General features: G+C 47.5%; 22 protein-coding genes. 16 read left to right on the top strand and 6 right to left on the bottom strand.

Annotated features, from left to right (window positions below; all coding sequences use genetic code 11):
• The first annotated feature begins 97 nt into the window (after positions 1-97).
• The 6 genes from AC1RR2_RS07420 (at position 98) to nhaA (ending at position 6,086) form a co-directional block, all read left to right on the top strand.
• A complete protein-coding gene (locus AC1RR2_RS07420) occupies positions 98-1,222 on the top strand; it encodes an MlaE family ABC transporter permease (RefSeq protein WP_493221653.1) in 1,125 nt (374 codons plus the stop codon).
• Between the two features lie 11 nt (positions 1,223-1,233).
• Entirely contained in the window at positions 1,234-2,070 is an 837-nt protein-coding gene (locus AC1RR2_RS07415) for an ABC transporter ATP-binding protein (RefSeq protein WP_493221652.1), read from the top strand.
• Positions 2,060-3,004, top strand: a complete 945-nt coding sequence (locus AC1RR2_RS07410) for an MlaD family protein (RefSeq protein ID WP_493221651.1) — start codon at positions 2,060-2,062, stop codon at positions 3,002-3,004. The genes AC1RR2_RS07415 and AC1RR2_RS07410 overlap by 11 nt, the downstream gene beginning before the upstream one ends.
• A gap of 51 nt (positions 3,005-3,055) precedes the next feature.
• A complete protein-coding gene (locus tag AC1RR2_RS07405; protein ID WP_493221650.1) occupies positions 3,056-3,688 on the top strand; it encodes an ABC-type transport auxiliary lipoprotein family protein in 633 nt (210 codons plus the stop codon).
• An 86-nt stretch (positions 3,689-3,774) separates the two neighbouring features.
• Positions 3,775-4,890 (top strand): VanZ family protein, encoded by a 1,116-nt coding sequence (locus tag AC1RR2_RS07400; RefSeq protein WP_493221649.1) that lies wholly within the window; start codon positions 3,775-3,777, stop codon positions 4,888-4,890.
• A gap of 20 nt (positions 4,891-4,910) precedes the next feature.
• Entirely contained in the window at positions 4,911-6,086 is a 1,176-nt protein-coding gene (gene nhaA / locus AC1RR2_RS07395) for a Na+/H+ antiporter NhaA (RefSeq protein ID WP_493221648.1), read from the top strand.
• A 5-nt stretch (positions 6,087-6,091) separates the two neighbouring features.
• On the opposite strand, the gene AC1RR2_RS07390 is transcribed toward nhaA, so the two are convergent.
• A complete protein-coding gene (locus AC1RR2_RS07390; protein ID WP_493221647.1) occupies positions 6,092-6,337 on the bottom strand; it encodes a hypothetical protein in 246 nt (81 codons plus the stop codon).
• A gap of 177 nt (positions 6,338-6,514) precedes the next feature.
• Between AC1RR2_RS07390 and AC1RR2_RS07385 the strand changes: the two genes are divergently transcribed.
• The 3 genes from AC1RR2_RS07385 to AC1RR2_RS07375 all read left to right on the top strand — a co-directional run bounded on the left by AC1RR2_RS07385 (position 6,515) and on the right by AC1RR2_RS07375 (position 8,783).
• Positions 6,515-6,832 (top strand): (2Fe-2S) ferredoxin domain-containing protein, encoded by a 318-nt coding sequence (locus AC1RR2_RS07385; protein ID WP_493221646.1) that lies wholly within the window; start codon positions 6,515-6,517, stop codon positions 6,830-6,832.
• Between the two features lie 41 nt (positions 6,833-6,873).
• Positions 6,874-7,506 carry an alpha/beta hydrolase gene (locus AC1RR2_RS07380; RefSeq protein ID WP_493221645.1) on the top strand — a complete coding sequence of 211 codons (633 nt, stop codon included), beginning with the start codon at positions 6,874-6,876 and terminating at the stop codon, positions 7,504-7,506.
• Positions 7,507-7,613: 107 nt separating this feature from the next.
• The gene (locus AC1RR2_RS07375; protein ID WP_493221644.1) at positions 7,614-8,783 is read left to right on the top strand and encodes a D-alanyl-D-alanine carboxypeptidase family protein; all 1,170 of its coding nucleotides are present in this window, start codon (positions 7,614-7,616) and stop codon (positions 8,781-8,783) included.
• An 89-nt stretch (positions 8,784-8,872) separates the two neighbouring features.
• Here the strand turns inward: AC1RR2_RS07375 and AC1RR2_RS07370 are convergent, their stop codons facing one another.
• The 4 genes from AC1RR2_RS07370 to AC1RR2_RS07355 all read right to left on the bottom strand — a co-directional run bounded on the left by AC1RR2_RS07370 (position 8,873) and on the right by AC1RR2_RS07355 (position 11,870).
• Positions 8,873-9,118 carry a hypothetical protein gene (locus AC1RR2_RS07370; protein ID WP_493221643.1) on the bottom strand — a complete coding sequence of 82 codons (246 nt, stop codon included), beginning with the start codon at positions 9,116-9,118 and terminating at the stop codon, positions 8,873-8,875.
• Between the two features lie 67 nt (positions 9,119-9,185).
• Positions 9,186-9,773: a GDYXXLXY domain-containing protein gene (locus AC1RR2_RS07365; RefSeq protein ID WP_493221642.1), complete on the bottom strand. Its 588-nt coding sequence runs from the start codon at positions 9,771-9,773 to the stop codon at positions 9,186-9,188.
• 1 nt (position 9,774) lies between these two features.
• Positions 9,775-10,881 carry a DUF4401 domain-containing protein gene (locus AC1RR2_RS07360; protein ID WP_493221641.1) on the bottom strand — a complete coding sequence of 369 codons (1,107 nt, stop codon included), beginning with the start codon at positions 10,879-10,881 and terminating at the stop codon, positions 9,775-9,777.
• Complete coding sequence (locus AC1RR2_RS07355; RefSeq protein WP_493221640.1) at positions 10,878-11,870, bottom strand: DUF2157 domain-containing protein; 993 nt, start codon at positions 11,868-11,870, stop codon at positions 10,878-10,880. Before AC1RR2_RS07355 ends, AC1RR2_RS07360 begins: the two co-directional genes overlap by 4 nt.
• A gap of 353 nt (positions 11,871-12,223) precedes the next feature.
• Between AC1RR2_RS07355 and AC1RR2_RS07350 the strand changes: the two genes are divergently transcribed.
• The 5 genes from AC1RR2_RS07350 (at position 12,224) to AC1RR2_RS07330 (ending at position 14,996) form a co-directional block, all read left to right on the top strand.
• The gene (locus AC1RR2_RS07350; protein ID WP_493221639.1) at positions 12,224-12,499 is read left to right on the top strand and encodes an HP0495 family protein; all 276 of its coding nucleotides are present in this window, start codon (positions 12,224-12,226) and stop codon (positions 12,497-12,499) included.
• Between the two features lie 85 nt (positions 12,500-12,584).
• Positions 12,585-12,812 (top strand): hypothetical protein, encoded by a 228-nt coding sequence (locus tag AC1RR2_RS07345; RefSeq protein ID WP_493221638.1) that lies wholly within the window; start codon positions 12,585-12,587, stop codon positions 12,810-12,812.
• Positions 12,809-13,486 (top strand): lipoyl(octanoyl) transferase LipB, encoded by a 678-nt coding sequence (gene lipB / locus AC1RR2_RS07340; protein ID WP_493221637.1) that lies wholly within the window; start codon positions 12,809-12,811, stop codon positions 13,484-13,486. The genes AC1RR2_RS07345 and lipB overlap by 4 nt, the downstream gene beginning before the upstream one ends.
• 31 nt (positions 13,487-13,517) lie before the next feature.
• The gene (gene lipA, locus AC1RR2_RS07335; RefSeq protein WP_493221636.1) at positions 13,518-14,504 is read left to right on the top strand and encodes a lipoyl synthase; all 987 of its coding nucleotides are present in this window, start codon (positions 13,518-13,520) and stop codon (positions 14,502-14,504) included.
• Between the two features lie 174 nt (positions 14,505-14,678).
• Positions 14,679-14,996, top strand: a complete 318-nt coding sequence (locus tag AC1RR2_RS07330) for a hypothetical protein (RefSeq protein WP_493221635.1) — start codon at positions 14,679-14,681, stop codon at positions 14,994-14,996.
• A 327-nt stretch (positions 14,997-15,323) separates the two neighbouring features.
• On the opposite strand, the gene AC1RR2_RS07325 is transcribed toward AC1RR2_RS07330, so the two are convergent.
• A complete protein-coding gene (locus AC1RR2_RS07325) occupies positions 15,324-17,840 on the bottom strand; it encodes a PAS domain S-box protein (RefSeq protein WP_493221634.1) in 2,517 nt (838 codons plus the stop codon).
• Positions 17,841-18,381: 541 nt separating this feature from the next.
• Here AC1RR2_RS07325 and AC1RR2_RS07320 point away from each other — a divergent pair.
• Positions 18,382-18,675, top strand: a complete 294-nt coding sequence (locus AC1RR2_RS07320; protein ID WP_493221633.1) for a hypothetical protein — start codon at positions 18,382-18,384, stop codon at positions 18,673-18,675.
• Between the two features lie 335 nt (positions 18,676-19,010).
• Positions 19,011-19,304 (top strand): hypothetical protein, encoded by a 294-nt coding sequence (locus tag AC1RR2_RS07315; protein WP_493221632.1) that lies wholly within the window; start codon positions 19,011-19,013, stop codon positions 19,302-19,304.
• Positions 19,305-19,477: the final 173 nt, after the last annotated feature.

Below are 19,477 nucleotides of genomic sequence, written 5' to 3'. Positions count from 1 at the left end.
AAATGGCGTTTCACTTAATGCACCAGACTTGACTAAGCGCCTCCATCACTATTAACTAAAATTGCCGTACGGGCAATTTGTGCCTTACACTTGCATAATGCGCCGCGACACTATCCCCACCTTGCTCATATCCGGTAACGACGAGCCCACTGTCCAAGTACATGGCGCGTGGCTGACCGACACGCTAGCCGAACCCACGATCATGCGAGAGCTAAGCCTACAACTTACAAGTCTACAAGGTGGACCCGCTTTCGAGTGGGATTTAAAAGGACTAAGCGCACTCGATCACATAGGCGCTCAACTATTGTGGCAAACCTGGGGCAAGCGTTTTCCAGAAAAACTCATGCTGCAAGATCAACATCGCGGCTTATTTGAACGACTGGCAGATCTGCAAAAAATTGCCATGCCAACGCCACAAAAAGTAAGACGAACACCGTTCGGTCGATTGGGAACTCTGGCACTCAACTTTGCGTTGCACCTGATCGCCATCACCGAACTGATAGGGCAGTTGATCATCGACCTCGGTCGTTTCGTACGCCATCCCGGCAAAGGTCCGTGGAAGGAAATCTCAGCGAATATCTATCGTACGGGCTTTCAAGCGCTGGCGATTACGGCTTTAGTTGGCTTATTGATAGGCGTGGTTTTATCCTATTTATCAGGGCAACAATTGCGTAATTACGGCGGCGATTTATTTATCGTTAACTTACTTGGTATCAGTATCATTCGCGAATTGGGCCCTATGCTGGCTGCCATCTTAATTGCAGGCAGATCTGGCTCGGCGATAACGGCACAGCTTGGTGTCATGAAGGTAACAGAAGAGCTAGATGCGATGCGAGTGATGGGCATCCCTATCGGATTTCGACTTATCATGCCAAAAGTCATTGCACTCGCCTTCACCATGCCCATGATCGTGATCTGGACTGACATCATGGCGCTCATCGGCGGTGCGATCTCAGCACAGGTGATACTCGATATGTCACCGGGATTCTTTTTTCATAAACTACCCGATGCGGTCAGTCTGGCAAATTATTGGATAGGTCTCGGTAAAGGTGTCGTGTTTGGCATCTTGATTGCATTGATTTCCTGCCATTATGGTCTGAGAATTAAACCAAATACAGAGAGCCTGGGGCAAGGCACGACTAGCTCCGTGGTGGTTTCAATTACCAGCGTGATTATTGCCGATGCCATTTTTGCGGTCCTATTTAGTAATGTCGCCTATTAGACCCGACCAAGATGATGACCTCGCCTACGCCTCCCAACGCTACCGACAACATCATTGATATTGCCCGTTTACGTACTCAATTCGGACGTACCGTGATTCATCAAGATTTGAATCTGCAAATCCAACGTGGCGAAATTTTTTCTATCGTTGGCGGTTCAGGCTCGGGTAAGACGGTTTTAATGCGCCAAATGCTGGGCTTAGAAGGACCCAAACGTGGCATCATCAAAGTGTTTGGCGAAGATATCCATGGGCCAGAAAAGCAGCACCTACCACATCTGCGCCGTCGCTCTGGCATGTTGTTTCAACATGGCGCTCTATATTCTGCGTTGAACGTGATTGAAAATGTCGCCCAGCCCATACGCGAATTGGGTGTTTTGCCAGAATCACTGATCATGGATATCGCTTATCTCAAATTGCACATGTCTGGTATCGGTTTTGAACACGCCAAAAAAATGCCCTCTGATTTGTCCGGCGGCATGATTAAGCGCGTTGCTCTGGCGCGCGCGATTGCGCTTGATCCAGAATTACTGTTTTTGGATGAGCCCACGGCGGGCTTAGATCCCGATAGTTCAGATAGTTTTGTCAGCCTGATTCAATCATTGCATCAATCCCTACGATTAACGGTCGTCATGGTCACGCACGATCTCGATACCCTGTTCGCGCTGTCGTCTCGCATAGGCGTGATCGCTGACAAGAAAATGATCGCCGTCGGCAGCGCGCACGAAGTGGTGCAAGTAGCGCATCCATTTATTCAAACTTATTTCCGTGGCGGACGTGGCATACGCGCGATGGATGTACTAAAACCAAATACCACCGATTCAAATACCGGAGTTCATTATGGAAAGTAAATCTCACGCGCTGATCGCAGGCGTGTTTGCGATAGGTTTAGCGATACTGGCAGGTTTGCTAGCGCTGTGGTTAGGCAAAGATGAAATCCAACGCACGCCTTACACCATCGCGACTCCCTTGAAGGTATCAGGTTTAAATATTCAGGCGGCAGTCCGCTACAAAGGTATCAAGGTTGGCAAAGTCACTGATATTGATTTTGATACTAAGGTACCGGGACAATTACTTTTAAATTTGGACATAGTCTCGGACACACCAATTACGCAATCTACTTACGCCACCTTAGGCTACCAAGGTGTTACTGGCATTGCGTATATAGAGCTAGACGATGACGGCAGCAAACCCGCTGCGATCGTGAAAGACGCCCGACTTGGCGCACTGATACCGCTGCGCCCAGGGCTATTGCAAGAAGTCGAAAAACATGGTCTGGCAATCTTGGGACAGACCGAGGAATTAAGTAAGCGCTTAAATACCTTATTAGACCCAAACAATCAAAAGTCTCTAATTAATACCGTCAATCAAATCGGCCGTACCGCCACCGCGTGGGAAGCCCTGCCTTCTAAACTTGATCCAGTCTTAACAGCCCTGCCCCAAACCCTACTACAGGCCAAGGACAGCGCACTGGCTTTCAAGCAGTTTTCTGACAATGCAAAAGCAACTAGCACGAACATAAATAATTTAATCAGCAAGCTACAAGCTGAAGATGGCAGTATCAATCGCCTTAGCAAAAATGTCGAAGACCTAAGCACCAGCTTGCAATACGAAACTTTGCCAGCGATTAATGGTTTGATACAAGATGCACGTGGTACTTTGCGCGGTATTAGTCGAACTACCGATAATTTTAACGAGCGCCCACAGAGCTTAATATTGGGTGCAAAGCCTGTCGCACCGGGTCCGGGCGAGGCTGGCTTTAATAATACGGACAAAAATAGATAAGCGAACTCATAACAAAAATTACTACCTTTTATTAATCAGGATGATCCCATAATGATTCGATCTACATTATCAGGTCCACGTCAATTCAGTCCCTATCTGACTGTCCTCATCGGCGCGCCACTATTACTGTTATTGCTACTAAGCGCGTGCGCCAGTACCGAGACACGACATAGCTACGACTTTGGCAGCAAGCACATCGCACCAAGCAGTAATCAGCTTGCCGCTTTGAAAATCAACCTGGCAGAGATTCAGGTGCCTGTCAGCTTGGAAGGCTCCGCCATGTTATACCGCCTGCTGTACGATAATCCACAAGAACTCCGCCCTTACGCCAATAGTCGTTGGAGCATGCCACCGGCGCAATTAATCAAACAAAAAATTATCGCGCGTATCAATCAGGAAGGTGGTGCTGTCAGTGCTAGTACCGATGGCGTTGCTGGCTTGCCCTTACTTAAGATCGATTTAGAGGAATTTTCCCAGCACTTCTCAACGCCAGGAAGTAGCCAGGTTCAACTACGCTGGCGCGCCAGCATAATCAATAATAAACGCCTGTTAGCCCAAAAAGTCTTTAGCGCACAATTAGGCAGTAGCAGTGCCGATGCAGCAGGCGGCGCTCGCGCCATGCCGCTGGCAAGTGATCAAGCTATTACGGAACTAATTATCTGGTTGCAGACTCAATTGAAATAGCCGAAATAGAATTCAACGTCTTGTAGATGGCAATTCATCTGATTGATACAAACAGAACAAACTGAACAAACCGAACAAATCGCACAGTGCTTGCTAAAGACCTTACTGCTTCTCCCTTATCGCGCGCCAGTCTGATTGCTTATGCAGTCTTAATCGTGTACGCCAGCCTGTACCCGTTTTCGGGGTGGCAATTTGAGAACATCGCCGCGTTTAGCGCGCAGATTTTACAGTGGCCACGCTACTGGTCGCAATTCGATGCGGTGGTCAATGCGATTGGTTACATGCCGTTGGGTGTCTTGATCGTATTCTCACTTTACCCAAGAATCTCACGTAGCTGGTCGGTTTTGATCGCTTGCGTCAGTGGTTGCGCAATGAGTTTACTGATGGAAAGCGTGCAGTTTTTTCTGCCTACGCGTGTCACGTCCTTATTAGATTTAATCACCAATGCTGGCGGCTGCACACTCGGTGCCATCCTAGGCGGATTGCTGCTACCTATCATCTTAGAAAATGGCAGACTACAACAACTCCGAGCGCGCTGGTTACACACAGATTCTTCACGCGAGCTGGTCGTTGTCGGCTTATGGCCACTAGCGCAAATTTTTCCCCATGCCTTCTTATTCGGTCATGGTCAAATTCTGCCCATCATTTCTTTGTGGTGTGAAGAATACTTAGATGTCAGTATTGATCTGGGTGCGGTATTAAGAAACGACATTGAACTAAGTCCGGAAATATATCTGCTGTCGGAAACAATAATCACAGCATGCGGCTGCAGCGGTGCCATTTTGATTTGTCTCTCATTACTGAATCGTCATGCACCGAAATTTGCACTCGCGTGTTTCTTGTTGACTTCAAGCTTAGCAATCAGGGCACTTTCCAGTGCCTTGATGTTTCAACCTGAGAACGCATTCTTATGGCTAACGCCCGGCGCGCAAGGCGGCATTTTAATCAGCGCAATTATGCTCTATGGCTTCTCATTCGCTCCCCATCACGCGCAACGACGTTTGGCGATTTTATTGCTGAGTCTAGGTTTATTGATGGTAAATCTCATCCCCAGCAATCCTTATTTCTTGCACACTCTGCAAACCATGGTGCAAGGGAAAATGCTGAATTTTTATGGCGCAGCGCAATTTTTATCGGTGGTCTGGCCGTTTATCGCGTTGTGGTATTTGCTGCAGTCGAAACCGAACATCGCAAACCAGTAATCACTTAGTTCAAAATTTCTATGACAAATACCCGTCTGACTCTCAGCCAAAGTTTTCAGGCTTTTATACATTCAGAAAAAGCCAGTGGCGTCTTCCTAATACTTTGTACGGTCTTATCTCTTACGCTCAGCAACTCTTCGATGAGCAGCAATTATCTGCAAATCTGGCAAACCCACATCGCTGGTCTCAGTCTGGAGCTGTGGATCAATGATGCCCTGATGGCGATATTTTTTCTGCTGATAGGACTGGAATTGGAGCGCGAGCTATACAGTGGCGAGTTGTCAAACTTTAAAAATGCTTTACTACCTATCACCGCCGCCTTAGGTGGCACTATCGTGCCCGCGTTGATCCATTACGCGATCAACCACGGTACAGCGACACAAGCGGGTATCGGCATCCCAATGGCGACCGACATCGCTTTCGCGCTCGGGGCCATGGCCTTACTCGGCTCGCGCGTCCCCAATGCACTGAAAGTATTCGTCGTCGCTTTCGCGGTGATTGATGATCTGTGCGCCATCATCATCATTGCGCTGTTTTATACCGCGCAAGTCAAACTGCACTATTTAGCAGGCGCGATGGCGATCTGGCTGGGCTTAATTGTTTTAAATCGTCGCTTTCGGGTAATGGCTTTATTTCCCTATTTGATGGGCGGCGTGGCGATGTGGCTATGCATGTTATTGTCCGGTGTGCACGCAACCATCGCCGGTGTCATGTTGGCATTTGCGATTCCTTATTCCGCTAAAGCGGAAGATCAGGCCTCCCCTTCACATAAACTAGAGCATAGCCTGCACAAGCCTGTGGCTTTTCTTATTTTGCCGATATTTGCACTGGCGAATACCGCTATCGTGATCCCGCCAGATTGGATGAATAGCTTTAGCAGCAATAATAGTTTAGGCATCATTGCTGGGCTCGCATTGGGCAAACCCCTAGGTGTTACCTTATTCTGCTTGGCAGCGGTCACTTTGGGCCTCTGTCGCCTGCCGCCGGAGCTCAGTTGGCGTCATATCAGTGGTGCTGGCATTTTGGGCGGTATAGGATTTACGATGTCGATCTTCATCACGAATCTGGCTTTTAGTGGACAACTTGATGTGATCAACGCGGCAAAAATGGCGATCTTAGCGGCCTCATTATTGGCAGGCGTCGCCGGATTCTTGTTTCTATATGGCGCTAAGCCAGTCTCCACCGAGTCGACGTAAGCGGACTATTTTCCCTCAGCTACCGCATCCAGTGCTTGCTTTTGCGCTGCTGCGGCGGTTTCCGCGTCTTTTGCCACTTGCTTGGCTTTTTCCAATTGCTGACGCTGGTCTTCGATGACCTGTACCGTTGGTTTGGAGGCCATATTGGCGGCACTCGCAGCACTAGCTGATGCAGCCGACTGATTGGATTTACCGCAAGCGACTAACATCAGCGCACAGCTCAGGCACAGCAAGTATTTATGGTTTAGCATCTGTACTTCCTTTCCGATTGTTACCCATCTGGCGCTATAGACCATTTCCAAGCAATCGACTGAGTGAAACACTTAGTGGATCATTTACAAGAATTTTCCCAGCTACCAGAGAAAACACGCCAATCGTTGTATCATAGCGCCTTCAGTTCCTTCCTTATAGTTTTTTCGAAACTTCCCATGTCTGACAATCTCTATTTCAAAAAACACGTGTTCTTCTGCATGAATGAACGCGACGACGGTCGCCCATGTTGTGCCGAGCGTGGAGCACAGGCGGCGCAAGAACATGCGAAACGCCGCATTAGGCAATTAGACCAAAATGGTGCTGGCAAAATTCGTATCAACAAAGCTGGCTGCCTTGATCGTTGCGAACAAGGTCCGGTGCTAGTAGTCTACCCACAAGGCACTTGGTATACCTATGTCGATCAAAGCGATATTGATGAAATTATCGAAGTCGACTTGATAGGCGGTGGCGTGGTTGAGCGCTTAAAGGTCTAAAAAAAGAGTTTAATAACAAAAGTATACGAAGCTGAATCTTCATGAATATCCATACCGAGCAGTTCTTAATTCCTGGCAATGCAGGTCAGATCGAATGCGCCGTCAATCATCCCGACCCAGAACTGTTTAACAGTCCCACAGGCTTAGCCTTAGTCGCACATCCACATCCCCTATTTGGTGGCACGATGGAGAATAAAGTAGCACAGACTTTAGCGCGCACTTTTGTTTCGCTCGGTTACGTGACTGTGCGCATGAATTTTCGTGGTGTCGGCAAATCCGAAGGCGTACATGATGCGGGCATAGGGGAAACCGATGATATGGAGACGTTGTTGCAACACATGCGCCAACGTTATCCCGATCTACCACTGGTATTAAGTGGATTTTCCTTCGGTACTTTTGTGCAATCGCGTTTGCAGCAGCGCTTAACAGCGGCAGGCATTCCTGTTCAACGTTTAGTCTTAGTTGGCGCGGCTGCGGGCAAATGGGCAATGCCCGATATTCCTGCCGACACAATCTTAATCCATGGTGAGCTGGACGATACCATTCCTTTGCAAGCCGTGTTTGAATGGCTCAGACCGCAAGACATACCTGTCGTAGTGATCCCCGGTGCGGATCATTTCTTTCATCGTCGTTTGCCACATATTAAAAAGATCATCAGTGATCTATGGCATTGAACTTATAACAGCAAATTGATAGCAGCAAATTAGCCATATCTCGTTTTCCGTTTTTTATTTTTTGCATTCACGTTTCACTTTACGCCTTATTTTAAGCATTAAACATAATGAAAAAATCACTTTCTTCACTGTTAGCATCCGTTCTGTTTGCTACCCTTAGCTTGACCCAAATGTCAGTCGCCTATGCTCAAAATCTGCCTAAACCGCTGATCGAAGCGAAGTCCTGGATACTTCTAGATGCAACCAGCAATCAAGTTATCAATTCAGACAACGCGACTTTGCAAATCGAACCAGCTTCACTGACAAAAATCATGACCGCCTATCTGGTGTTCAATGCACTCAAAGAAAAGCGCCTCGATTTAAATCAACAAATCACGGTGTCCACGCGCGCCTGGAAAGTCGATGCCAGCAGCTCCAAAATGTTTATTGACCCTGCAACACCAGTCAGCATCGGTGACTTGCTTTACGGATTGATCGTACAATCGGGCAACGATGCTTCGGTAGCACTAGCAGAAGCGGTTGCTGGCAGTGAAGACGCGTTTGTCGTGCAAATGAATCGTGAAGCCGCACGTCTTGGTATGAAATCGACTCGTTATGCCAATTCGCATGGCTTGCCTAGCCCGGATAATTTTTCTACCGCTTACGACTTAGCGATTTTGGCATCACGCATGATTGCCGATCATCCTGAGTACTACAAGACTTATTATTCAACCAAAAGCTTCACCTACAACAAAATCACACAAGCCAATCGCAATCGTCTGTTGTGGCTCGATCCTACTGTTGATGGTATGAAAACCGGCCACACCGAAGCGGCTGGTTATTGCCTGATTTCCTCGGCGATTCGCCCCAATGGCACAGGTCAACGTCGTTTGATTTCTGTCGTGACTGGTACTAAGAGCGATCAAATCCGTGCACAGGAAAGTTTAAAATTATTGAACTGGGGTTACCTGAACTTTGACACCGTCAAGCTGTACGATAAAGGCGTCGCCATTGCCACACCAGATGTCTGGAAAGGCAATCAAGGACAAATCAAAATCGGCTTTAACCAAGACCTGTATGTAACCTTACCAAAAGGCAGCGCTGCCCGTTTGAAACCTGCTTTGGAACGCAAAGACCCACTGGTGGCACCGATTGCTGCAAATAGCAAAGTGGGCACTATGAAGATGATGTTGGATGGTAAGCCGGTCGCAGAGTTTCCTGTTCTGGCATTAGAAGAAGTACGTCAGGCTAGCATTTTTGGGCGAGCTTGGGATTCGATACGTTTATTGTTTAAATAGGCGATTGAGCTAGTCTTTAAAAATCAGTTCCAAGAAAAATGCCCGCACTGAATAAATTCGGAGCGGGCATTTTTTTCACGATGACGGCCTTATTTTGCAGCTTCCTGATCCACAACTGATTTCGCTAATTTAGGCAGAAACGCCACGATTGCCAGCCAAGACACGAACTGCAAACCTGCGCGCAAAGCCGCAAAACACAAAGCAAACACCAACATTTGCGACACCGTTTCCAAACCACCGATACCCGCAGCCTGTACCAATAAAAAGGCCGCATAGCCTGAAATAAAAGTTACCGGAAACATAAACCACCACTGCTTTTGCAAATTCTTAGGCATTATTTTTCCTTTGTATGATCCAACCCATGATAGTTCAATACATCTCCATGCATCATACTAGGAAACGCTACTCAGCAGCAGATACGGCATCAGTTGATTTGTTTTTTAACTGCGCATAATCAGGCCCATGCAGAGCAGTCAAAATCATATCGCCATTGGCTGCGACACGAAACGCGCCATAACGTGCTTTCTCATAGGTTTGTGCCTGACCCTCTTCAAAAAAGTAGCCATTGGTCGCAAATTTCACCTGATCATTGCGTATCCGATAACGCAACAAAACCTCACCTGATTTCGCGACCTCAGCAGCGCGCGCAATACGCTGAAAATGTCCGACACCATGCTCATCCAAAATCGCCAGCAAATGGCCATCAAGTGGATAATTGGGTACAACGCCTTCCTTCACTGAAGAACGTAGTCCCCAGCGTGAATTAGGAAAAGCATCATTCGTGATCTTGAAGCGCAGCGCCATGTAATCACCCTGCATTAAGGAACGCGGATCGACGGGTGCTAATTCCAGCAAAACCAATTTACCCTCCGTCAGCAATTGTTCGCGCTGCAGAATAGTCCAATTGACCACAGCGAGCACGAGTAAGCCAGCCGTCAGCGCCATGACGGTTCGTGTCTTAGTACTCAAATTAAAAATTGTCTGCCACATATTAAATGCTCTCCTCTGCCACCAGTTCTGTCTGCGGAAACAAGTACTGCAACAACCAGCGAGTCGCCAATAACAGGAGCGCCAGACCCAACAGCACCATAGATTTGTATAGCAGCGTCGCCTGCAATTGATAATAGTAGTGCGATAAAAAACTGAGTAAAGCGAATAGACCCAAGCCCAACAAAATACGATTTGAAAAACTAAACGCAATGAGTATCAAGAGCAAAGCACCACTCAAACCGGGAGCGAGATAATTGAAACCACATAAGATCAAAGCAGCGGACAAGGCAGCAATAGCGCGCGCAGAACTTAATGCAATCTGCTCACGACCTAGCACTAAAACAACAGCAAACATCAGCGCGATATTCACCAAGCTAGTGCCGATCAGCCAGCTATGCTTAATCCACTCCAACGCCTCTCCACGCCAATAGAATGGCTGAAAAAAACGACTACCTTCAGAACACAAAAGCGCAATTGCGAAAGCATAAGCAATCGGTCGCCACAACGCCGCTTCTCGTAACAATCTAGGCGACCACCACAAAGTCAGCGATGCTAGCGCTAACACGCCATGCATTAGTCCATAAAACCCAGCGCGTTGCAGCAAAAAGTAAGCAGCACAGATTGCCGCCAGACTTGTCAAAAAGCGATGAATAAAATTCGGCATGAATATCGTCAACATCAACTCCAAAACCAAGATGACGGCATACAAAACAAGGCTATCTTCACGAAACGCTTTAAACACGCCAAATACGAAAAATCCTTGTCCCGCCAAGCTAACAGCCAATGAAAATTGTTCTACAAAGTCCTGTGCCTTAACAGAGCGAAACAACACGTAAGCCACAGTGCATAAAGCGATCCCAATACAAATACTGGCGACTGCGCTGTCCATCACGAAGGAAAAACCGATACCAACAAAGGCCATCAAAAATAGGGCGCCCAACCAGCCTGCAAAACCTAACATGACGCGGATATACCAAGCTTGGCTGACACTACTTTGATCAGCACTCAGCGCGGGTAAATCACCTTGCACCAATTGTTGTTGCAACAGACGCTGCCACAAATGTTCGCGCCGCTCGGGCGCATCACCGAAATTTAACAGCGTATTCATGCTTGCATCTCCTTCGCGACTTTTTTCAAGCAGATACCACCCCAAGCCGAAGAAGCGATGATGAGTAAGCCGACCAATAGAAATCCACCGGCCTCACTATGATGCAATACCATACGTCCAACCAAAGCATTGGCGCTGACGATCAGACTCAACACGCTAGCTGCCAGTACAAACAAGTCTTTAAGGTATTTTCGATACACAAGAAAGCCGACTAACAGCCAAACCAGATAAACAGAAAACGCCGCTAACAAACGAAGGTACCCGCCAGATTTCAAACGATAGCTGTCTTCGAATATGCCATTCAGCACCAACGTGGTAATCAATACACCGCTCGCAGTTGCCAGCAATCGCACTGACCAACGTTCACGCAAATGCTGAACGCCACGCCAAGCAGCAAATTCCCACACCACTAAAGCAGCGGTATTTAAGACAAACAAGCACCATATTTGCGTATTGGTGCTAAAGAGCATGCCCCAGAATCCACCGAAAACTTGGAAATACAGCAGCACCGCCAAATTCATTAGCACCAGCCAAAATAGATACAGCGCGCCTAACTGCGCCAACACCACCCAAGCCAGCGTTGCCATCGCCCACGCGCTAAATAACTCATAAGTATCGGCGCCGGTTTGATAGGTTTGCCCGACCAGCGCCAACAAAGCACCGACAAATAAACTCGCCAACAGTAAGCTCGCCTTCCCCGCCACACTACTCAGACTAAAACGCCAACAGGCGAACAGGCTTAAGAGAACCGCCGCCTCGGCTATGGCAAATTTGGCAAAACGCCCCATGGCCTGCCAGTTGTAAGCAAGGAAGAAGATCAATGCCGCACCCAGCGCGATCACGCCACACCATAACAACATCTGATCGATAAAACGCCGCCACTGTCTTGTCGTCGGAAAAAATCCAGACAACGCTAATGCATCCGATTCACTACCGTGTGCAACATGGCCTTGTGCGATCCAGTCTAGTACTTCGATTTGCTTCCCCATCTCATCTCCCTGCTTAGATACGTAGCACCATAATCCATGCAACAATAGTAACACTCCAATCCAAGCCTGCGTCCACCAACCATTAGAAAGTGGCAAGATCCACGGCGTTCGGTGGCGCAATATGCGACTTCGCTATGTCAAAGTCACAAGTGTTTTACATCTGCTCGCACAAACAAGGCTTGCAGTCCGCAGCATAGGCGTTCAAACTATTGGTTTTGGTGGAAATGCCCCCATTTAGGCATCAGAAGCAGGCAAAAATAGCAATAGTTAGCAATACTTACGCATTTCTCACATAAGCGTGTTCATAAGCCTGACCTCTTCCCAACCACCTTACCTTTTCAAGAAGTTTTATCATGCAAGAAATCAAACCCGAAGATAGTCTTATTGAATATCCTTGTGACTTCCCTATCAAAGTGATGGGTGTCATGCAGGATTCTTTTGCTCAAACCATCGTCGAAGTCGTGATGATCCACGATCCGACTTTTCATGCAGGCAAAATGGAAATGCGGCCGTCGAGCAAAGGCAATTATCTAGCATTGACGGTCACCATACGTGCTGTTCATCGTGAACAACTCGACAATCTGTATCGTGATTTATCGGCGCATCCTATGGTAAAGATGGTGCTATAAGCGCATTTTGCTTGACCGCTATCAGAATAATTAGAAATTAGCTCGCTCTACCTACCACGACATCACGTAGAAATACTTCATCGCCATGCAAGCATTACAGTCCATCGTAGACAAACAAAAAGTCGGTGCCCGCTTTGTCATTTCGGCGCCGATGCTGGGCTTAGATCCGGTGGCATTTGATCGTCTTGCGCAGTCATGGATCGCTACAGGCGGACCAGGCTTTGTATTAGATGGCATTCCATTTCGCAAAGTCGTGGATGGTCAATTTTTCATCCAAAGAGTCACCGTCAAACGTTTGGCAGAGACACAATGACTGATGTAGAGATGGAAAAAAGCGCCGAGGCGCTACAGATTTTGATCCGCCAACGCGGACAAGAAGAATATTCCAGCAGTTTCGCGGCCATGCGCGCATTTACCGATGCCCGCACTGCCGATACGCCCGATGAATTATGGATAGTCGAACATCCACCAGTATTTACACTAGGCCTGGGAGCCGATCAATCGCATGTACTGGCTCCCCACGATATTCCCGTCATTCAAACTGATCGCGGTGGTGAAGTGACTTTTCATGGTCCCGGCCAAGTCGTGATTTATCTCTTGATCGATCTCAAACGTCGTCACACTAAAGGGCGTTTATTCGCTCGCGAATTCGTGCATCAAATCGAACAAGCGGTGATCGACACCTTGGCGGCGTATAATATCGCCGGTGAACGCATTGCCGGAGCGCCCGGAATTTACCTGAAACAAGGTGAATGGCAAGGCGCAAAAATTGCCGCACTAGGATTAAAAGTGCGCGCCAATGGCTGTACTTATCACGGCGTATCGCTGAATGTGGCAATGGATTTACAGCCATTTTCTTGGATTAACCCCTGTGGCTACGAGGGACTCACCACCATCGACATGCGAACGCTGCAAGTACAAGTAGCACTGGAACATGTACAAACCGCCTTAGCACAACGTTTACAATACTTATTGACCGTCGCCTAATTGAGCCATTAACTGAGCAATGAACTAAGCTATGACTACCGAAAATACCCCACTCGCCGCCGACAATACCAACTACGATCCAACCGAAAAACAAAAGGGTGCGAGCAAGACTTCCCGTATTCCTATCAAAATCGTACCAGCTGAGCGTCTGCCTAAGCCCGATTGGATACGCGTCAAAGCCGGTTCACCAACCACCCGCTTCTACGAAATCAAAGATATTTTGCGCGCCAATAAATTGGTCACTGTGTGCGAAGAAGCCAGCTGCCCCAACATCGGTGAATGCTTTGGCAAAGGCACAGCGACCTTCATGATCATGGGAGACAAGTGCACACGCCGCTGCCCATTCTGCGACGTCGGTCACGGCCGCCCAGATCCACTCGATGTGAACGAACCACTTAATCTGGCAAAAACGATTGCCGAATTACGCTTAAGTTATGTCGTCATCACTTCGGTTGATCGTGATGATTTACGGGATGGCGGCGCAGCACACTTCGCCGAATGCATCACCAAAATTCGCGAACTGTCACCGATGACGCGCATAGAAATTTTGACGCCAGATTTCCGCGGTCGCATGGATAGAGCTTTAGAAATCCTGAACATGGCACCGCCCGATGTGATGAATCACAATCTAGAAACCGCACCACGTCTTTACAAGGAAGCTCGCCCAGGTTCGGATTATGAATATTCATTAAACTTGCTCAAGCGTTTTAAAGAACAACATCCCAACGTACCCACCAAATCCGGCATCATGGTCGGCTTGGGTGAAACCGATGAAGAAATCCTGCAAGTCATGCGCGACATGCGCGCGCACAATGTCGACATGCTCACCATCGGCCAATACTTAGCACCAAGTGGTCACCATTTACCGGTACGCCGTTACGTCCATCCAGATGTATTCAAAATGTTTGAAGAAGAAGCCTACAAAATGGGCTTTGCGCATGCGGCAGTTGGTGCGATGGTGAGGTCATCGTACCATGCTGATCAGCAGGCGCATGGGGTGGGGACGGATGTGAAGTAATCATCTAAGACTACACAATCACAACGGCATACGGCTTATGACCTTATGCCGTTTTTGTTTGAGTACGTCAATTTGGCGATAGCAGCTTGACGTCACCGCGAATGCGAGCGAATGAAAGGAACGCCTGCTCTCAATCAATAAGTAAAATAGGGATAAACTAACTTCGAGTACACCATGAAAAACGATGTTTGGATTTGCGATAACTGCCATCAAAGCAATGACCTTAATTCAAATCAATGCGTGGATTGCACGCACCCAAAACCTGCAAAGCACGAACAAATCGAAGCCCAGGCAATTACAGAAGGAGACACCTCAAAAAAACTTATCGACGCGTCTGAACTTATTCTCGTTTTATCTATATTAGTGTTTTTGGCGCTATTTGATTACTTGCCAGTTTTTATTTTGCATTTATTTGGGATAAGTATCATTTTCTTTGGCTTCGTTTTGGTAAATCGCCGATGGCGACAGTTCTTCGGTCAAAGAAAAATTTAAGCCTTGCTATATTTATTTCATTTGTTTTTTGGCATTTAAATTCCACGGTATTGCCCGCACAAGAAAACTCGTATACGGAATTCACCATACATGACCACAGAACAGGATTAGACTTGGTATCCTGTTAGTCGAAATTATTCAAGAGATAGACAACATCAATCTGAAGACCGAGCAGCTTAGGACGAAAAAACGAATTTGCAAAGTGTGCATGCAACACTCAAGACCAAGATCATAGATTCCCACCCCTGAACAAGTAGGAAACGAAACGATTCAACACGACGTTCGAACCGAGCCAGTGACTTCAACACTTCAACACCACAACCACCATCAAGATTCCTTCATAACGACTTTGCTCGCCATACCATTTTCTTCTGCATGATGTAAGGCGACATCGAGCGCGTCCATGAATTCTCTGACCATAATCGGTTTTGTTAAGTAGCGGAAGAAGCCGGCTTCTATGCCTTTTTCTATATCTCTCGGGATCGCATTTGCGGACAATGCCATGATAGGAATATCGGCGGTCTCTGGATCATCACGCAGAATTTTCAGCGCGCCAAAACCACTGATGCCGGGCAAATTAATGTCCATTAAAATGACGTCGGGTTTATAAGCGCGCGCCAATTGTATGCCTTTGTGTCCATCAATCGCCGTTAATAATTTTAAATCACTACGCCGCGCGACCAGTTGTTCAACTAGCGCCAGGTTGGCGGGATTGTCTTCAACGTAAAGCAAGGTACGTTGTGGCGAGGATGCGTCTCGCGCCGCATATTCGGGCTCTTCCACCAATGTTTCGCTGACAGGACTAAGCGCTAATGTAGGTAAGCTGGAAATAGCCAGATCAAACCAAAATTCACTACCGACACCAACTGCACTTTCGACGCCCAACACCCCTCCCATCAGCTCGACTAATTTTTTGGTGACCACCAGGCCGATACCGGTACCCTCTTCAGTACTCGCTTCCTGCCCCAGGCGATTAAATGGTTGGAACAACTGCCCTAGCTTGTCGGGCGTCAATCCAGATCCAGTATCCATCACACTGACGCGTACCCGATTCTCATCGCGCACTGCGCACTTCACGATCACGGCACCACCAATGCGGTTGTACTTGATCGAATTTGACAGCAGATTGATCAATACTTGTTTAACCCGGGTTCTGTCAGCATGGACATAAAATAGGTGCTCAAAACCGGGGAACGTCATCTGTATGCCACGTTGACTCGCTTGCGGCGCAATCATGGCCTGACAATCTTGCAGAACTTCAGTCAGAGAAATGGCTTCGTTCGAGAGCGTGACTTTGCCAGACTCTATCATCGCCAAATCCAAAATCTCGTTGATCAAACGGAGCAAATACCATCCAGCTTGCAATATCTGATCAATCGACAATTTTTGTGCATCTGAAGGTGGCGGTGAATCCGATGCCATCAACTGCGCAAATCCCAATACCGCGTTCAGCGGTGTGCGTAGTTCATGACTCATGCTGGACAAGAATTCTGATTTCGCCAGATTAGCTTTTTCAGCAGCCGCTTTGGCACCTTCCAGTTCTATATTATTTTCTTGCAGTTTATGTTCGAATTGTTTGCGGTCCGTGACGTCACGTGCCGCAGCAAACACACCTTGCAAATTGCGATCGCGGTCGTGGAAAGTAGAGGCATTAAAAGACACGACGGTCTCAGTGCCATCTCTGGCAAAAGCGGTTAACTCGTAATTAGTCACTCGACTCTCGCGCAGTACGCGGCGGATTGCAACTTCAGCACGCTCTGGATCGGTAAAATAATTTTTAAACGGCGCACCGATCAGTTCGTCACGTGTGCATCCCGTCAATGATTCCATTTGCTGATTAACGTCGGTAATAATGCCGCGCGGATCGGTGGTCATTAAAGCGTCTATGTTCGATTCTATCAATGACCTTGTATAAAATTGTTGATCGCGCAGACGTTGATCTAGGAGTGCCTGTTGCGCCTCCACCTGCTTGCGGGCTGTGTTGTCAGTGCCGATCAGGAGATAACCAATAATCGCATTTTGATCGTCACGTAATGCCGTCACCGATACCACGGCTGGAAAACGACTGCCATCTTTACGAATATAGGTCAGCTCATAAATGTCCTCGATACCGCGTGACGCCTTGAACACCAAAGCATCAAAACCTGGCGTGATCAGCGTGCCGAGTTCTATGCTCAATTCGCCAGCCCGGGCGATCACTTCTTGTGAGTCAGAAATATCAGCGGGTGTGATTTTATCCACCACGTCCACCGCGCTGTAACCCAACATTCTTTCGGCACCGACATTAAAAATTTGAATCACACCTTTAGCATCAGTAGCAATGCTGGAAAAATTGGCACTATTAAAAATCGCATTCTGCAAAGCGCCTGCTTTGAGCAAAGCTTGTTCCGCTTGTTTGCGCGCGGTGTTATCAGTACCGATCAAGAGATAGCCGATGATGTTTTCTTGCGCGTCACGCAAGGCGGTTACCGACACGATAGCGGGAAAACGGCTGCCGTCTTTGCGGATGTAGGTCAGTTCGTAGATATCTTCGATACCACGCGAAGCCTTAAATACCAAGGCTTCAAAACCCGGAGTAATCATAGTGCCCAACTCTACACTCAGCGCCTCGGCACGGGCAATCACTTCCTGCAAATCAGAAATATCAGCGGGTGTGATTTTGTCTACCACATCGGCCGCAGAATAACCCAACATACGCTCAGCTCCGACATTAAAGATCTGAATCACGCCTTGGGCATCCGTAGCAATACTGGAGAAATTAGCGCTATTAAAAATAGCGTCTTGCAAAGCGCCGGCTTTCAACAAAGGCTGCGGTGCATCTTGCAATGAAGGGTCGAGTATCAAGGTTTTTCCTATTTATTTGTATTTGACAGCCACCGCCTACAAGCGGGATGGGAAGCAAGTCTTACGGGTACGCTAAAAATCTAAATTTCGTGCTGGTGTATCAATGCGAAAAAATTTTGAATTGTAAGAGCGGTCCTTACAGCATTTTTTCGGGAATTGAGTAAGTCTTGCTAGCGATGGCTAGGCGGATAAAGCTTTGACAGTCCGATGCGCTCAAATAGACAGCAGCGGCTGGGGGGATGGAATTGTCAGGAGTATGACATAGAAAGCCCTGCGCTTACGGATGCTAACTTAAATACAATCGTCCTTACTTCAGTCGCAACAATTATTTCTGAAAAAAGGACTTTTACAAGACAAATTTTTAAGCCCTTTTTTAAGCGCTATTACCAATTGAAACAATTAACATTTACATTGCAAGCCAACATTGCCGAATCGCAAGTATTTGTTTCATAAGAACTATTTTCAATAGAGATCAGAAATTTAGCTAAAGTTTTGACATCTTTCAGCCGTTACCAGCGAGTGTCTTTTTATTGATGAAATCATGTTCCCGCTGCAACTCTCACGTATTTTTGATTATCAACAACCCGAAACCGACGTTTATCGTTCGGAGCAATCGCGCGTTGCTCATGGTGTGAGGCCAAGCTTGCCGGCAGTTTCTATCGTGGTCGAAGAAAGACGTAAAGTGAGCGAGCGCAGGACTGATGACCGGCGCTTAAAGCAGCAGGCGACCTTTCTCAATACACGCAAAACACAAGGCAGAAGACGTTCGCCCGGTCGTCGCGCTACCGATTTAGAGAACATGACACAATATCGCCCGATTTCACTTAAAGGTTGATCTCGACACAAACCATGCGGGTCTATTTTGTCGCGCTGTCGGCGCCCCCCAGACATTACATGTAAAAATTCGTAGAGCAAGGCGCTTAATCCTGCTTACACGTAAATTCAAATACCTCTACAGTGAAATCAAAGGCCAGCCCCCCCTCAAAAAACCGCTGAGCAAGTGGTGTACCGTAGTTCAGGCATGAATCATGCTGATAGCCTGTTACCACTAAACTATGCATTAGGGGAAACGTCGCATCTACCGAAGCAAGTCGAATCGGTTGTGAACTGAAGTTTGCTAATTCAGAGAACTAGATGTGAACGTCCTCGATCAGTAAGCAAGGAAACACCATGACTATCCTGAGGATTTTTCAAGTATTTGACTTTTTTAAGTCTGACATCGCGCATCAGGCTGAGATTAGTTCGGGATCAAGTCCAGAACCTCGTGCCACGATTACTCCACAGCGAACCTACATCGCCAAAGATGGCAGCGTTCAAATTGATCGCAGGGGCGAACCAGATCGTCGGCATCGCGAACGTCGTAAAACGAATAGTCACCCGTATTTGGACACACGAAAAAATAACGGCAGAAGGCGCAGTTTTGGACGACGTTCGCGCGACCTTGACTCGGAAACGGCATTTTGATTTCAACACCCCGGCTCTGATCGTTTCGCTTTTTGCCTTGGCTTCTTAGCTAATTCATACCAACAGGGATTTCCTGCTCGAGCATGCCGCTCGTGTGACGCATTGATCATGGCATCAAGCTCTTAGCAGGCTGCGATCACGCCTTGATTTCCCAAATACGATGCATTTTCTGA

Source organism: Undibacterium sp. GW821-FHT11H02 (assembly GCF_058808015.1).
The sequence above is the reverse complement of the archived record's forward strand: the minus strand, read 5'-3'. Positions and strand labels throughout refer to the sequence as shown.

Excerpts from the sequence above, each read along its gene's own strand:
- AC1RR2_RS07415 (WP_493221652.1), top strand. The coding sequence starts at position 1,234 with ATGATGACCTCGCCTACGCCTCCCAACGCTACCGACAACATCATTGAT.
- lipB (WP_493221637.1), top strand. The coding sequence starts at position 12,809 with ATGACTGATGTAGAGATGGAAAAAAGCGCCGAGGCGCTACAGATTTTG.
- AC1RR2_RS07375 (WP_493221644.1), top strand. The coding sequence starts at position 7,614 with ATGAAAAAATCACTTTCTTCACTGTTAGCATCCGTTCTGTTTGCTACC.
- AC1RR2_RS07350 (WP_493221639.1), top strand. The coding sequence starts at position 12,224 with ATGCAAGAAATCAAACCCGAAGATAGTCTTATTGAATATCCTTGTGAC.
- nhaA (WP_493221648.1), top strand. The coding sequence starts at position 4,911 with ATGACAAATACCCGTCTGACTCTCAGCCAAAGTTTTCAGGCTTTTATA.
- AC1RR2_RS07365 (WP_493221642.1), bottom strand. The coding sequence starts at position 9,773 with ATGTGGCAGACAATTTTTAATTTGAGTACTAAGACACGAACCGTCATG.
- AC1RR2_RS07330 (WP_493221635.1), top strand. The coding sequence starts at position 14,679 with ATGAAAAACGATGTTTGGATTTGCGATAACTGCCATCAAAGCAATGAC.
- AC1RR2_RS07360 (WP_493221641.1), bottom strand. The coding sequence starts at position 10,881 with ATGAATACGCTGTTAAATTTCGGTGATGCGCCCGAGCGGCGCGAACAT.
- AC1RR2_RS07380 (WP_493221645.1), top strand. The coding sequence starts at position 6,874 with ATGAATATCCATACCGAGCAGTTCTTAATTCCTGGCAATGCAGGTCAG.
- AC1RR2_RS07315 (WP_493221632.1), top strand. The coding sequence starts at position 19,011 with ATGACTATCCTGAGGATTTTTCAAGTATTTGACTTTTTTAAGTCTGAC.
- AC1RR2_RS07385 (WP_493221646.1), top strand. The coding sequence starts at position 6,515 with ATGTCTGACAATCTCTATTTCAAAAAACACGTGTTCTTCTGCATGAAT.
- AC1RR2_RS07355 (WP_493221640.1), bottom strand. The coding sequence starts at position 11,870 with ATGGGGAAGCAAATCGAAGTACTAGACTGGATCGCACAAGGCCATGTT.
- AC1RR2_RS07345 (WP_493221638.1), top strand. The coding sequence starts at position 12,585 with ATGCAAGCATTACAGTCCATCGTAGACAAACAAAAAGTCGGTGCCCGC.
- AC1RR2_RS07410 (WP_493221651.1), top strand. The coding sequence starts at position 2,060 with ATGGAAAGTAAATCTCACGCGCTGATCGCAGGCGTGTTTGCGATAGGT.
- AC1RR2_RS07370 (WP_493221643.1), bottom strand. The coding sequence starts at position 9,118 with ATGCCTAAGAATTTGCAAAAGCAGTGGTGGTTTATGTTTCCGGTAACT.
- AC1RR2_RS07320 (WP_493221633.1), top strand. The coding sequence starts at position 18,382 with ATGTTCCCGCTGCAACTCTCACGTATTTTTGATTATCAACAACCCGAA.
- lipA (WP_493221636.1), top strand. The coding sequence starts at position 13,518 with ATGACTACCGAAAATACCCCACTCGCCGCCGACAATACCAACTACGAT.
- AC1RR2_RS07405 (WP_493221650.1), top strand. The coding sequence starts at position 3,056 with ATGATTCGATCTACATTATCAGGTCCACGTCAATTCAGTCCCTATCTG.
- AC1RR2_RS07390 (WP_493221647.1), bottom strand. The coding sequence starts at position 6,337 with ATGCTAAACCATAAATACTTGCTGTGCCTGAGCTGTGCGCTGATGTTA.
- AC1RR2_RS07420 (WP_493221653.1), top strand. The coding sequence starts at position 98 with ATGCGCCGCGACACTATCCCCACCTTGCTCATATCCGGTAACGACGAG.